Raw genomic sequence first — 15156 nt, 5'->3', positions numbered from 1 at the left:
AGGTTTTAAGACTAGAATACTCTCAAAATTAACCTCATTAACAATTATTCAATTCATTAATAAGTTTACTTTTGATAGAAATATTAACAACTTAAAAATTAGTATTATTTAAATGCACAACGGGTATCATTTAATATAGTGCCTCAATACTCTAAAGAATTTTCTGGTATTCATATAGTAGGTACTTTTTAAAAAAAACTTTTTTTGAATTCTATAGAAATCTTAAAAGAATTAAATTTTAAAGCCACCAGAAGTTCTGGTGCTGGTGGACAACATATAAATAAAACTTCTTCTAAAATTGAATTAACTTTCGATTTAGGTAACTCGATTTCTCTTTCTAAAAACGAAAAAGAACTTTTAAAAACAAAACTTTCTTCTAAATTAACTAAAGAAAATAAACTTGTTTTGTTTTGTGAAGAAACACGTTCTCAACATAGAAATAAAGAATTGGCTATTAAACGTTTTTTAGATTTATTAAAGAAGAATTTAATTCGTCCGAAAAAAAGAAGACCTACCAAACCAAGTAAAAATTCTATTAAAAAAAATACAGAAAGAAAAAAAAGGACTTCTGTTAAAAAAGCGTTGCGTAAAAAACCTAAACTAGATTAAAATACAGTTTTAGAAAACCAAATAGTTAGCAAACAAGTTTAGCCCAGATTGAACGGCTTGTTTGAGCTCTTTTTTATTCTTTTCTGAATAAAAAAAGCGAGTAGTGAAAGCTGGAAATAGCTTCTAAAAAATTTAAGAATTCATTTTCTCTAAATATTCTCCCATTTTTTGATGCACAATATTTACCGCCTTCAAAGGTCTAATCATTACTTTAATTTCTTTTAATTTTCCTTCTTTGGTAAATTTAATCATATCTATGCCTTCTACTGAAATTCCGTTAATTTTGGTAATAAATTCTAGCATTGCATTTTCAGTATCGTAAACTTCTCTTACATACTGAAAGTTTCCATTACCAATAATTTCTGCGGCTGCCATTAAATACATACCAACCATAAATTTGCCTTCAATAGGTTTAAATACAATCGGAGAATAAAACACGGCATCATCGTCTAAAAAATCACTTAAATTTTCATAGTTTTTGTTTTTTACAAAATCGTGCCAAGTACCTAATCCGCTTAAAGTATGCATGTATTTTTTTTAGTTAAAACCAAATCTACAAAAAAAATGATTTAGTTGTTTTCTAATTCAAAAATCTAACTTAATTTTGCAACGTTCTCATAAAGGGGTGCTAATTATAGTTGTTAGTTTTTAGTTAACTGATCTCTAAAAATTTAAATTATAAAAGGCTGAGATCATACCCATTGAACCTAGAACAGGTAATGCTGTTTAGGAAATACGCATTAGAAAACAGGTCTTATTGACTTTTTTAACGAGTGCAGAAGCTGTAGCTTCAAACTAATTATTCAATATTAATTACAAGAATAATTACCTCTTTTTATTCGTTTTAATTTTTTTTTAAAATGAAAAAAAACATCTTTTTTTTATTCTTGTTTACAAGTATACTTGTAAACGCCCAGACATTTACACTTAAAGGAAAAGTAGTAGATGAAAACAATGAATCTTTACCAGGAGCAACTATTTTGGTAAAAGAAAGTAAAAAAGGAACTTCTACAGATTTTGATGGAAAGTTTCAAGTAAATCTTCCAGTTGGAGAACATCTTATCGAGGTTAGTTTTATTGGTTATAAAACCAGAATTCAAGGAATTGCAATCATTAATCAAAATGTTGAATTAAACTTCTTTTTAAAACCAAATTCAACAGTTTTAGAAGAAGTTTTGGTCTCTGCAGTTCGTGTAAATGCAGATGTGCCAGTTACGTTTTCTAACTTATCAAAAAAGGAAATTGCAAAACGTAATTTAGGTCAGGATATTCCAATTTTACTTAACTACATGCCTTCTGTAGTTTCCTCTTCGGATGCTGGTGCAGGTGTTGGTTACACGTACATGAGTGTTCGTGGTTCTAATGGAGAAAGAATTAACGTTACTGTAAACGGAATTCCTTATAACGATGCCGAAAGTCATGGTTCTTTTTGGGTGAATTTAAGTGACTTTGCATCTTCTACTCAAAACCTACAACTGCAACGTGGTGTTGGAACCTCAACAAACGGTTCTGGTGCTTTTGGCGCGAGTTTAAACATTTTAACGGATGCAGTTTCTGAAGAAGCTTCCGCAGAAATTTCTAATTCTTTTGGTTCTTACGGAACCAGAAAACACACCGTAAAATTTAGTACTGGTAAGATTGATGATCATTTTGAAGTAGCAGGGCGTTTGTCTAACATCTATTCTGATGGTTATGTAGACAGAGCTTATGCTGATTTAAAATCTTATTATTTACAAGGAAGTTATGCAGATGAAAATACATTGATAAAAGCAATTACTTTTGGTGGAAAAGAAAAAACGTTTCAATCTTGGGAAGGTTTAACGGCTACTCAATTAAAAGAAAACAGAAGACAAAACCCGTATACTTATGATAATCAAATTGATAATTATGACCAAAATCATTATCAATTACATTGGAATGAGAAATTAAATGAGAATTGGTCTACAAATTTAGGTTTAAACTACACAAAAGGTTCAGGATATTTTGAGCAATTTAAAGAGGGTGAAGATGCTGCAGATTTCAATAATTTAATAGTTAATGGAAGTGATGTAGTTGTTAGACGTTGGTTAGATAATGATTTCTATGTTTTAAACCTTAATACAAATTACAAAACAGATAAATTGAATCTTATAACCGGAATTTCTTATTCTAATTATACTGGAGATCATTTTGGAGAAGTAATTTGGGGAAGCGATTTAGCAGCAAATGTAAATATTAGAGATCGTTATTATTTTTCTGATGCTAAAAAAACAGACTTTTCAATCTTTGCAAAAGCTACTTTTAATATTAGTGAAAAATTATCTGGTTATTTAGATTTACAAGGAAGGCTTGTTGGTTACCAAACAAAAGGATTAACTTCAAAAAGAAAAGCAATAGATGTAGATACTGATTTCAATTTCTTTAATCCGAAATTAGGTTTAACCTATAAAATTAACGACGATAATAATTTGTATACTTCTTTTGCAGTAGCAAATAGAGAACCAAATAGAAACGATTTTGAAGGAGGAGTTACAACTCCTGAAACATTAAATGATTTAGAGTTTGGTTGGCGCTTAAAAAAGGAAAACTTTAAATTAAATACCAATATTTATTATATGGATTATAAAAATCAGTTGGTTTTAACTGGTGCTCTAGATGATGTTGGTGCACCAATAAGAGCAACTTCGGGTAATAGTTATAGATTAGGTTTAGAAATTGATGCAGACATTACTGTAAGTGAACAATTTTCTATAAAACCAAACGCTGCTTTTAGTGCTAATAAAAATAAAGGATTTGTTGCACAAATAGATGGAAATCTTCAAAATTTAGGGAATACAGATTTATCTTTTTCTCCTGATGTTGTAGTTGGAAACATTTTTGCTTATCAACCTGTAGAAAATTTACAATTCTCATTTTTATCTAAATATGTTGGTAAACAATTAATGAGTAATTTTGGTAGTAAAGTTTCTTCTGACGATGTTTTAGACAGCTATTTTACTTCTGATTTTAATGTTGTTTATGAAATACAGCCAACCAAAATTTTTAAATCTATTGTATTTTCTGCTTTGGTAAATAATATTTTCAACAAAGAATATGTAGATCGAGGTTATTACTATACTTATGATGATACTTGGACAACTGCAGGTGTTACAACTACTATAGATGGGGCTGGATATTATCCGCAAGCAACAAGAAACTTTTTAGTTGGGGTTACTTTGAAGTTTTAAAACTGATAAAAAAAGTTGATTAAAAGCATCCAATAATTCATTGAAGTTTATGAAAATTGGATGCTTTTTAATTTTTAAAATGATGCCTTCTATAGTTTTATTATTTTTTTCTTAATTGTATTTTTTTCCGTTTCTAACATTAAAAAATACATTCCAGAAGAAAGTTGGGAAACATTTATTTTATTTATTTCTAATTTTTTGTTTGATATATTTAAGACTTGTTTGCCCATTAAATTAAACACTTTAACTGATTTTATTTGTTGATTATCCATTTTTAAATTGATAATGTCTGAACTTGGATTTGGATACACGTTAACATTTATCAAGCTGTTTATTTTTTCATTTTCTACTGACAAAGCACTTTGTTCTAATTTCCATAATTCATAACCACTAGTTCCATCATTTGCAGAAAAATACATATTATTATTAGCTACAAAAAAGTCTTTAGGAGAACTCCCTCTACTACCGTTGTTGTCTGTTGTTGGGTTGATATCTTGAAATAAAACAGTACCTGTTTCTGTACCATCTGATTTCCATAATTCTACATTACTACCAACTACATCTCTAGCTCCAAACAAAATGTGGTTACCAAAGCTTCCTAACCCTGAAATATTACTACTTCCAACACCGTTATAAATATCTTTTACCATTACTGTACCTGCCTCTGTACCATCAGATTTCCATAACTCACCTCCATTAGTTCCATCAGTTGCATAAAAATATAGAACCCCATTATGATCTGTTAATAAACTTGGAAAACTACCATTACTACCCCCACTTCCTGGGCGAATATCTTTTACCTGAACAGCTGAAGTTCCATCTGTTCTCCAAAGTTCACCACCATTATTATATGTTGAAACAAAAAATAAATTGGCTCCAGAAACCGTTAAGTTGTTATATCCTTTATTAGAAACTAAAAAAGTAGATGTTCCGTCTGTTCTATGTAAGCCACTTCCAGAATTACCATTTGCTCTAAAATACATTTCGTTATTAAAAAGAATAAAATTATCTGGACTTGAACTAGAACTTGTATTTATATCACTAAACAATGCTGTACCTGCTTCTGTACCATCTGAACTCCATAGTTCAAAATCATTAGAACCGTTATTTGCATTAAAATAAAGTTTATTGTTATAGACTTCTATCTCTCCAGATCTATAACTATTTCCAGCACCAGAATTAATATCTTTAACTAAAATAGTACCAGCTTCTGTACCATTACTTTCCCACAATTCAAAACCATTTGTACCATCATTTGCAAAAAAGTATAGCTTGCTATTTAATGCAACAATATTTCCAAGATTAAGTCCATTATTTGTGTTTGGGTTTATATCTTTTACTAATACTGTACCTGTTTCTGTACCATCAGTTTTCCATAGTTCTGTACCTTTTTCTTTAGTAGTTGCTTTAAAGTAAACTACACCATTTAATTCTACAAAACTTGTTGGATTACTATATGAAGGGCCAACATTTATATCTTTTAACAAAGAAGTCGTATTTCCTGTTGTTGCCCACAATTCATTTCCATTTTTACCATTATTAGCAGAAAACAATACTTGATTATTAAATAAAAAGAGGTTACTAGGAGTTGAACTTTGGTATCCTTCTTTGTTTATGTCTTTTAACAAACTTGTACCAGCTTCTGTACCATCTGATATATATATTTCTTTTCCAAGCCAAGTACCATCTGAAGCTGTAAAAATTGCTTTTCCGTTTAAACCAACAATATCTTGTATGTTATTATCATTAAAAGTTGGATAAATATCTTTTACCAAATGAGTACCATTTGCTGTTCCATCAGAAATCCATAATTCATATCCATAGTCATCCGAAGCTTGAAAGTATAAATTATTTCCAATAACTTTTACCGCTCCATCAACCCAATAAAACTGACTTACTGGTACTTCAATTTTTATGGTTCCAACCTCTGTACCATCTGTTTCCCAAAAACTATTACTACCATTAAATACAAACAATTTATTATTAAATGCTACAATACCATTTATATATGTTGCTAAATCTTTAATTAAAATTGTACCTGCATCCGTACCATCAGATTTCCATAAAACATTAGCAATGGTAAAAAAAAGTTCATTATTATACGCTGTTAGGTGTTTAGGATTAGAACTGCTTGAGCCAGAAGTAATGTCTTTAACCATTAAGGTACCTGCTTCTGTACCATCAGATTTCCATAACTCATATCCGTTTGTACCATTGTTAGCATTAAAATAAACAATACCGTTTAGTGTTGCAAAATTACTTGGGTAAGAATCACTAGATCCAGATCTTATCTCTTTTACTAAAACAGTACCAGCTTCTGTACCATCTGTTTTCCATAGTTCTTGACCTTGACTACTACTTCCTTCTCCAGAAAAGAAAATTTCGTTTCCAGATTTTATAAACCGATTTCCGCCAAAAATTGAAAAATTATTTATTTTTATGGTACCATCTTCTGTACCATCTGTTTTCCATATTTCATTTCCTGCTGTAAAAATCAGTTCATTATTTATGGTTTCTAGAAATACACCTATTGATGAAAGTTCTTTTACTTTTTCTGTACCTACTTCTGTACCATCTGTTTTCCAAAGAAAATTACTGCCATTATCTATAGCAAAAAAATAGAGTAAACTATTTGACACCATAGGTGTAACCCCAATCATACCACTTTCTAAACCTGTAATAAATTCTTTAAAAATTTCCGTACCAGCTTCTGTTCCGTTAGTTCTCCATAATTCTGAACCATTTAAACCATCGTTTGCAACAAAATATACAAACCCGTTATAAGTTACTTTATTTGATGGATTACTAGAACCATTTCCTTGGTTTATATCTGCAAGTAGAGTTGCTTGAGAAAAACTATTTAAAGAGGTAATTGTTAAAAATAAAAGTAGTAGTTTTTTCATGATGTTTTATTTTAGGATGAATTAAAAAAGATTTGATTCTGAAGCCTTAACTTCAAAACCAAATCAAGAGGTTTTACTTTTTAAATTTCGCCAGTTTTTTCGGCAAACTCTAATAAAATAGCTACAGTTTTACCATTTCCTTTTGCTATTGCATGTACTATTTTCTCATCTGATCCTTTATTTGAATAGATTTTAAAAAATTTAATTTTAAATTTTTTGCTTTCCATAGAAGTATCTAAAGCATTTTCTTCTACGTATTTTGTGCTAATTGCTTTTCCCATTAATTGAGTCATGGCACTATTTACCAAATCATTATTTGCTAACTCAGTTACTTTATCTAATGTGTTACCAATTTGACTAATATTAGTTACATTTAAATTTTTAGCATCTTTTATAGACTTTACTGCTTTCGTAATATTTTTTAAAGAAAACATAGACTTGTTTTCATAAGCATAGGCAAACTTATTTTCATTACCCGCTTTATTTAAAGTAATATAATCGCCAACCCTAAAAGTTGTTCCTTTAGATGTTTCAAATGCTTTTTTTGATTTCTTTCCTTTTACCTGCGCTAACATTAACATTGGTGCTAATAATAGCATTACTAAAATTCTTTTTTTCATGATGTTTAAATTTAAATTATTAAAAAAACAGCACCCTTTCATTTGTTAATTCATCCTAAAAACAAGTGAGAAATGGATACTGTTCCGTTAAAATTTTTTAATTTTTAGGATGCGATGAATTAACACTTCAAAAGTAAATTGAATGTTATAACAATGAAATAGAGTGTTTTACGTAAAACACTACGGTGTTTACCGTATTTTTATGAGGAAAGTCCGTTTTGAAAAGCAAAACGTATTAATGAAGCTACATTATGTACATCTAATTTGCGCATAATATTGGTTCTGTGGGTATCAACAGTTCTTGGACTGATAAATAATTTTTCGCCAATTTGAGTATTGGTTAATCCTTGAGAAATGTATTTTATGATTTCTACTTCTCTTGCGGTAAGACTATCTAGTAATGGAGATTTCTTTTTATATTGATATAAAGGGGAAGTATTATCATCAGAAATTAATGCTTTTGTAATATCTGAATTAAAATAATCTTTACCATTGTATATTGTTTTTACAGCAAACAAAAGTTCTTCACTAGGTATTGTTTTAAGCATATAGCCCTTAACACCAATAGCTATTAAACTTTTAATAATAGAAGTTTCTTGGTGCATAGAAAGCATTGCTACTTTTACGTCTTTAAAATCTGAAGTAATTTTTTTTGCGCATTCTATACCATCCATAATTGGCATATCGATATCTAAAAGTACAATATCTACTAAATGCTTTTCTACAAAGTTTAAAGCTTCTTGACCGTTATTTACAACTGCAATTACTTGAAAATCTGACACATTTTCAAACGTGTTTTTAATTCCTTCAGCAATTAAAGGATGATCGTCTGCAATTAAAATTTTAATAGGCATTTTATAACGGAATTTTTATGGTTACTAAAGTACCACTTTTAGGGCTTGGTTCAAAATTCACATCTCCATTTACCATATCTAATCTGCTAGAAATGTTTAACAAACCAATTCCTTTTTCGCTTTTTTTGGAAGAAAAACCAACACCATTGTCTTCAACAATTAAAACTACGGCATTATTAGATTTAAATAACTGTACACTAACTTCTTTGGCTTTACTATGCTTTATAATATTATTAATAAGTTCTTGTGTAATTCTGTAAATAGTAATTTCTATTCTTTTTGGTAATCTTTTGTCTATATTAAAATGTTCTAAACTATATTTTATTTTTGAATACGTTAAGCTACCATCAAGTAAATCATCTAAAGCTGCAATAATCCCTAATTCTTTTAAAGCTCTCGGCATCATTTGGTGCGAAATATTCCGTAAGTCTTTATTTGAATTTTCTAAATTATCTAATAACTCTTGTGATTCCTTTTCTTCTAATAAATTCTTTTTCGCAAATAAGCTTCTAGATTTTAAAATAACGCTACCTATTTGTTGTACAACCCCATCGTGCAATTCTCTTGCTATTTTTCCTCTTTCTGACTCTTGAGCTTCAATAAGAGCTTTTAATCCTTGTTTTTTTTGTTTAATAATTGCTTGGTTTTTTTCTTGTTCATATTTTTGAATCAACTCTAATTCATGAACTTTTTTAACAAATTTTCTTTTAGAAAAATAATTTGTTATATAACTGATAAAAGCAATTGTCAATAAAAACAAAAGTAGCTTAAACCATGTTTCTTGATACCAAAAGGGAAGTATAGAAAATGTGTAATTATCTGGTATAGAAATATTCTCTAAATAATTTTTTGCTCTTACTTTAAAAATATAATTTCCGTGATTTAAGTTTGTGTAAATCTTAAAAGGTTCTTTTGTAAAATCTGACCATTTTGTGTCATAACCTTCTAAAAAATATTGATATTTTGTCTCTTTAAGGTTTGTAAAATCTGTTGCCCCAACTTCAAAACGTATATCTCTTTCTGTTGCAAGCAATGTAGTATTTATACTTTTATCAAATTGATGACCTCCAACTAAAACACGTTCATCAGTCCCAATTACTTTAGAAATTACAGCATAAAAAATAGTATCTTTTTTTGTGATCGATTTACTAATATCAAAGCGAGCTAAACCATCTGAGCCTCCATACCAAACAACGTTTTTATCTGGTTCACTTAAAATTTCATACGCTTGCATTTCACCAATATCTTTTAAAGGTTTTTCATATAAGATATAATTACCTAACTCATTTTTTATGGCTGTTGTTGCTGTTTTATTTCTAAAAGAATGCATCCAAGCATTTTCATTTTTATCAAAATTAAAAGCATATATATATTCCTCCTTTCCTCCAGCAAATTTTTCACCAAAACGAGTTTCTGGTACAAACTTTTGAGAAGCTTCATCAAACTTAAATAAACCTTTGTGTGTTGTAAAAACAACATCGTTATTATTAATGTTATAAACCAAATTATCTCTTAAAGATGGTAAACCATCTTCTAAACCAAAATGAGTTATTTTTTGATTTTCAAACCCTTCATCAAAAGAAATTTTATAAACTCCATCAGAAACAGAGGTTAACCATAAATTCTTGTCATCATCTTCTACAACACCTCTAATTTCTGTATCAATTTCATTAATTTTTTTGGTATTTATAATATTATAATTATCATCAAAAAATAGAATTTCACAACCAAAAAGATGTCCTACAAATAAAATTTTTGGATTAAAAATTGATTTATAAAATTTTCTAGAATATAGTTTTTGTATAATTTTTAAAGTTTTATCATCAGTAAAATGAATTTTATCTTGACCACCGTATAATAACTTTCCTCCAAATTCGATAACCGAATAATTATTGATATCGTCTATAGATAGGTGTTTAAATTCTGGGTAATGATTATCTGTTAGTAGTTGATTTTGTGTAATCGATTCTAGCTTATAAGTCCCTAAACTTGCTCCTAAATACAAATCATTTTTATAAGAAGTAATTTCTTCTATAGTACCAATTTCCTGCTTGTTATGGTTATAAAATGTTGTTGTTATTGGATATTTAATTTTTGTAATACCTCTATTTGAACCAATCCATAAATTATTTTGATTGTCTTGTACAACTTTTTTTACATTATTATTAGTTAAGCCTCCTCTTGTAGATAGTCTGTAAACAGGTTCTAATTTTTTATTGACAAATAAAAGCCCGCCTTTAATTGTAGAAATTGCTATAATATTATCATTTAAAATACTGTAACTTGCAGGCATTTCTTTTTTACAAAAATCAGAAATTTTAACTTTTAATTCTTTAGTAGCACCTTTTTTGACCGTAAATAACCCGCTTTTTAAAGTTACTGCTACTATCTCTTTTTTGTCATTCTCTAAAAGAAATCTCACAAAAGGTTTTCCTAATTTTTCTGAACCTTCTACAAAAATAAATTTCTTATTAACTAATAAATATAATCCCTTATTAGTATCTATATAGATTTTGTTCTTAAATTTTAAAAGCCTGTCAACTGGGTATGGTGATTTTATAATTTCAATGGAACTATTGTCATAAGAAATTATATTTTTATCATTCTTAAAATATAAAACATCATTTATATTAAATATGTCCCAAACAATACCAATAGAAAAATCTTGAGGAAGTTTATCTTTTAAAGAAACAAAATATTTCTCTCCTTTTTCATTTACATCTAAATACCCAATAAAACCTGTTCCACCAGCAAAAATTGTTCCTTTACTGTCTTTTGAAAAACTTACTGGAACTCCGTCATTATCAGGCTTAAAACCTCGCCAGCTTATACCGTTAAATTCTAAAAAACCAACAGTATTGGCTACATAGAGAATACCTTTATCATCTTGAATAAAATCAAAATTTTGAGCTTCACCATTATAATCACTAGGTAAAAAAACTGTTGTTTTAGGGATACCTAATTCAATTTTGTTGTTAGATTCTTGCCCATAAGTTATTGTGCAAAAAAGAAGAAAAAGAAAAGTATTAACGATACATTTCATTGAAAAAATATTTGGTAGAATTTATATTGTTTCGTTGATTCTACAAATATGAACAAAAAACAACTAACAATCAATACGTTAAACACCGTAGTTTCAATTATAAAGCATCCTTTTTAGGATGCTTTATAAAATAATACAGTAAAATTAAATTTGTTTATTGGCTTTAAAATTAAATAACCTTTTTAGAAATAATTCCTTCAGTTGTTTTTATAGTTACTATATAAACTGTATTTCTTAACTTCTTTGTATTTATAATAAGCTCTTTTTTATTTAGAATTAATGCATCATCAACTTCTATTAATTTTTGACCTAACAAATTATAAATTGTTATTTTCTCTATACTAGAAGTGCTGTTGTTATTAATAAATAACTCTTTGGTTTCTCTTTTATTATAAATTGTAAACCCTTTTGATAAAATAGCTTCTTCTGTATCTAATGTTTTGTTTGTAAAGGTGATAAAAAAACGATCTGTATATTCCCCAGGTGATAAATTTATTACTTGTGGTATTTCATTTAAATCATAAAAAATGTTTAGAAGGCTATCAAATAAATAAACAGGTAAAGGTATATTTTGTTTTTCGTCCAGACTAAAAGTAACCTCTCTTTGCTCATCTAATTGTACAACTATAGGTATAGAATTTGATGCATCAGCATTTGCTACCCCTGTTATTATAAATGGACTTTCTCTATCATTTACTTTTAAGTACATATCTGTTGGTTGTAAACTCCACATTTCTGCATCAAAACCTCTATCGTAATTATTTGTTAATCCTCTAAATGCAACTGCAACTTGTCGTAAACGTTTTTCTGTATTACTCAAATCAAACTCAAAACCAATTTTTAAAACTGGTAAACCTTTACTTGTATTGGACTCTCTTTTTTTGGAGTTTCTGGCAACTATACCGTCAGTATCAGATAGAGTGGTCAAAGTTCTTTGTGAATTTCTAAAAGTTATATTTCCTGTACCTGCAACCTCTCTGGTTACAAAAAATGCTTGACCAATTGGTAAATATCTTCCTGCACCTACAGAAACACCACTAACAATAGTACTATATGTACCTGTATAATTTCCTCTTACATGTGTATTATCTGAAGCACTATTATAAATATAAAGCTCTCCATTAAATTCACCTGCGTTTTGGGTAATAAAAGCTTCAGCGTCTAAAGCAGATGGATATGGATTCCCTAATAAACTGTAATTATCAACAGCTATTGGAAAACTATATTCACCATCATTTGGTATGCCTTTAAATGTAAATGTAGAACCTACACTTTTCATATTCCAACCTAACCCTGATGTTAAAACTGTAGCTGTTGGACTAACAAAACGTGTCCAATCTGCAGCATTATTAAAAATTGCCAACCATCTTGTACTTATTTCTATAGGTGATGAAGCACTGCTTCCATCATGTCCAGCAATAAAATCAATATCTACTGCTTCGCCTGCTGTTACTGTTGTTGCTGTTGGTACGGAACCATCTTTTAAAACATCATTTATTGCATAGGATGCACCTACACTAACTGGTGAAGACCAATAACCAGAATGATAAACAGATGATGTACTCGCTGTTTGATCTACATGTAAATTACCAGAACCTGTATTTAAATTAGCAACGGTTGTATGTGTTTGAACTAATTGAGAGGTTCCAACTAATCGAATATCTCCGTTATTATTAATCCCATTTGTTACTTGCAATCTTATACCAGAATCCACTGCTAAAATACTACTAGATTCTACTTCTATTTCTCTAACATCTGCATCTTCAGATAGTGTTAATGTATTAGATTTTACCAATAATTTATAACAATCATCATTTGTATTTGGTTTGTTAGAAGCGCCTGCTCCATTATAAGCGGTTGCACCATCTAAAACAATTAAATCTTGGTATTCTAGAGTAAAATAATCATTGTCTGTAAAATCAACTCCTGTAGCATTATAAACTCCACTAGAGAGCACTAAATCGTATGTTGTTTTAGTAGCAAATGTTGATGAACTACTAACGATTAGTTTTAAATCGTTACAACCATCCATAGAACTTAAAGTAATGTCTGAAGCATTAATAGCCAATGAAATTGTTCCTAAATTATTACGCTTACTAACTCTCCATTTTGTATCTAACCTTTCTAAATAATTTGTTACTAATGAAGATGAAAATTCATAATCTGCATCAATTACATCTTCTCCCCAAAATAAAAACTCATCATTATTTAAATCTGACGGTGTATTTATTCTAATAATTCCTGTTCCTTGAGAATCTACATGTAATGACCCATCAGAAGCTCTTCCTATTCCTGCTACATTATGATCAAAATTTCCACCTGAGGTATCTTCATTATAAAAATCATTTACATTTAAAGTCAGTCCAAACTTAGCACTTAAATAATTATCTACAATAATACGTTGAGTTGTATTTAGTTTTCCTTTAAATATAATAACCTCTCCAACATCGCCAACAAAACCAGCTGACCCAGATGTATTTCCTCCTAAATTAAATCTTTGAGTTGCATGACTTGTATAGCTAGAAACACCTGCCCTATTCTGTAATAGTGTTCCGTTTCTATATAATTGTTTTCCTGTAGAAGAATTTGCATCATAAGTCCATAAAGAATAAGATGTAAGCCCTGTTAATGAGCCTACTTGAATTCTTGCAGAAGTGCCACAACAAGCTCCAAAATCATAGAAAACAGTACCGCTCCAAGGTAGATGGTTAGAGAAACGTGTAGAAGACACTAATGGGTCTGTCAAATAAACAGACGTGCTTTGAGTAGTGTTATCAGCCTTTGCTACCACAAATGATGACGCTTGATTGGTAACAAAATTACTAGTAGTTAAAGTTAAACCTGTTCTTAACCTATTTGAGCCTGAAAAACTAATTTCGTCATACCCATTAATAGCTGAACTAACTAAAGTAGGTCTTTGTGCTCCTGTTTCAGAAATATCTAATGCGCCAACACCCGCAGAGTTGGTAATACCATCAATTAATGCCCCTGTTGTACTTACTCCTAAATCTGTTCGTGCCCAAAATTTTAAAGAAGAAGTTCCATCGGTATTACCAACTCCTCCAGGACCTAAATATGTATTTATTGAAGAAGGAGATGTCCCAGTAATTTCAACATTGTCAATAGCCCACCACCAATCATAAGCTCCAATATAGGTAAATCGTACCTGAGCATTAGAAGCTCCTCCAGCTTCTGTGGTAATATCAATAGATTCTAAATTTGATCCAGAAGATACACTCACATAATTTTCATCTCCAAGTTCTTTTCTAAAAACCTCCGTCCATGTTGTACCATTATATACCTCAACCACACAAGATTCTCCTCCATTATAATCTCTATATTGATAATCAAACTCTAAAGTTATGGTTTCATATATGCCTGTTGAAAAAGTTGGTGTGATTAATCTTGCGTTTTGGTTATTCCCAGAGCCATAATTATCACTATCTAAAATAGCATAATTCCCAGAAATATTTCCTGCGGTTATATTCCTAGTACCTGGGTCATTAAACTCCCAAATATTTCCAGCTACCCCTCCATTATTTACATTATTCCATCCAGCAGGTAATGACCCACTAGAAAAATTTTCATTGATTAAGACAGATTGAGAAGAAAGATGTACCGTCCAAAAAAACGAAATTATACATATTGCTTTTTGTGCTTGTTTTAACATATTATTATAATTTGTTAATACTACACTTAAGTTATTCTGGGGAGGGAATTTTTCTTAAGTTAATTTAACTTGATTAGCATTTTTTTTGAATAAAAAACATTTATTTAAACAAATATACTAATTATTACCCGTTGTGCATTTAAATAATACTAATTTTTAAGTTGTTAATATTTCTATCAAAAGTAAACTTATTAATGAATTGAATAATTGTTAATGAGGTTAATTTTGAGAGTATTCTAGTCTTAAAACCT

General features: G+C 29.4%; 8 protein-coding genes and 2 pseudogenes. 3 read left to right on the top strand and 7 right to left on the bottom strand.

Features of this window, described 5'->3' with window-relative positions; translation table 11 throughout:
* A pseudogene (locus V3V28_RS05885) lies at positions 1-112 on the top strand (IS982 family transposase); the annotation flags it as partial.
* Positions 113-204: 92 nt separating this feature from the next.
* Positions 205-609 (top strand): alternative ribosome rescue aminoacyl-tRNA hydrolase ArfB, encoded by a 405-nt coding sequence (arfB, locus tag V3V28_RS05880; RefSeq protein ID WP_331364095.1) that lies wholly within the window; start codon positions 205-207, stop codon positions 607-609.
* 132 nt (positions 610-741) lie between these two features.
* Here arfB and V3V28_RS05875 read toward each other — a convergent pair whose 3' ends face one another.
* A complete protein-coding gene (locus V3V28_RS05875) occupies positions 742-1137 on the bottom strand; it encodes a hypothetical protein (protein WP_331364094.1) in 396 nt (131 codons plus the stop codon).
* A gap of 332 nt (positions 1138-1469) precedes the next feature.
* Between V3V28_RS05875 and V3V28_RS05870 the strand changes: the two genes are divergently transcribed.
* A complete protein-coding gene (locus V3V28_RS05870; RefSeq protein WP_331364093.1) occupies positions 1470-3815 on the top strand; it encodes a TonB-dependent receptor in 2346 nt (781 codons plus the stop codon).
* Positions 3816-3904: 89 nt separating this feature from the next.
* Here V3V28_RS05870 and V3V28_RS05865 read toward each other — a convergent pair whose 3' ends face one another.
* The 6 genes and pseudogenes from V3V28_RS05865 to V3V28_RS05840 all read right to left on the bottom strand — a co-directional run.
* Positions 3905-6718: an ELWxxDGT repeat protein gene (locus V3V28_RS05865; RefSeq protein WP_331364092.1), complete on the bottom strand. Its 2814-nt coding sequence runs from the start codon at positions 6716-6718 to the stop codon at positions 3905-3907.
* 80 nt (positions 6719-6798) lie between these two features.
* Positions 6799-7338 carry a hypothetical protein gene (locus V3V28_RS05860; RefSeq protein ID WP_331364091.1) on the bottom strand — a complete coding sequence of 180 codons (540 nt, stop codon included), beginning with the start codon at positions 7336-7338 and terminating at the stop codon, positions 6799-6801.
* A 200-nt stretch (positions 7339-7538) separates the two neighbouring features.
* The gene (locus tag V3V28_RS05855) at positions 7539-8192 is read right to left on the bottom strand and encodes a response regulator transcription factor (protein ID WP_331364090.1); all 654 of its coding nucleotides are present in this window, start codon (positions 8190-8192) and stop codon (positions 7539-7541) included.
* A 1-nt stretch (position 8193) separates the two neighbouring features.
* Positions 8194-11235 (bottom strand): sensor histidine kinase, encoded by a 3042-nt coding sequence (locus V3V28_RS05850; protein ID WP_331364089.1) that lies wholly within the window; start codon positions 11233-11235, stop codon positions 8194-8196.
* Positions 11236-11404: 169 nt separating this feature from the next.
* Positions 11405-14905, bottom strand: coding sequence for a T9SS type A sorting domain-containing protein (locus V3V28_RS05845; protein ID WP_331364088.1), 3501 nt, complete (start codon positions 14903-14905; stop codon positions 11405-11407).
* A 139-nt stretch (positions 14906-15044) separates the two neighbouring features.
* Positions 15045-15156, bottom strand: a pseudogene (locus V3V28_RS05840) (IS982 family transposase); the annotation flags it as partial.

This window comes from Polaribacter sp., from assembly GCF_036480315.1.
In the GTDB taxonomy this organism is placed as follows: Bacteria; Bacteroidota; Bacteroidia; order Flavobacteriales; family Flavobacteriaceae; genus Polaribacter.
The sequence above is the reverse complement of the archived record's forward strand: the minus strand, read 5'-3'. Positions and strand labels throughout refer to the sequence as shown.

What these genes read in the sequence shown, in the direction of transcription:
- V3V28_RS05850 (WP_331364089.1), bottom strand. Translation starts at nt 11,235, where the DNA reads ATGAAATGTATCGTTAATACTTTTCTTTTTCTTCTTTTTTGCACAATA.
- V3V28_RS05845 (WP_331364088.1), bottom strand. Translation starts at nt 14,905, where the DNA reads ATGTTAAAACAAGCACAAAAAGCAATATGTATAATTTCGTTTTTTTGG.
- V3V28_RS05875 (WP_331364094.1), bottom strand. Translation starts at nt 1,137, where the DNA reads ATGCATACTTTAAGCGGATTAGGTACTTGGCACGATTTTGTAAAAAAC.
- V3V28_RS05870 (WP_331364093.1), top strand. Translation starts at nt 1,470, where the DNA reads ATGAAAAAAAACATCTTTTTTTTATTCTTGTTTACAAGTATACTTGTA.
- V3V28_RS05860 (WP_331364091.1), bottom strand. Translation starts at nt 7,338, where the DNA reads ATGAAAAAAAGAATTTTAGTAATGCTATTATTAGCACCAATGTTAATG.
- V3V28_RS05855 (WP_331364090.1), bottom strand. Translation starts at nt 8,192, where the DNA reads ATGCCTATTAAAATTTTAATTGCAGACGATCATCCTTTAATTGCTGAA.
- V3V28_RS05865 (WP_331364092.1), bottom strand. Translation starts at nt 6,718, where the DNA reads ATGAAAAAACTACTACTTTTATTTTTAACAATTACCTCTTTAAATAGT.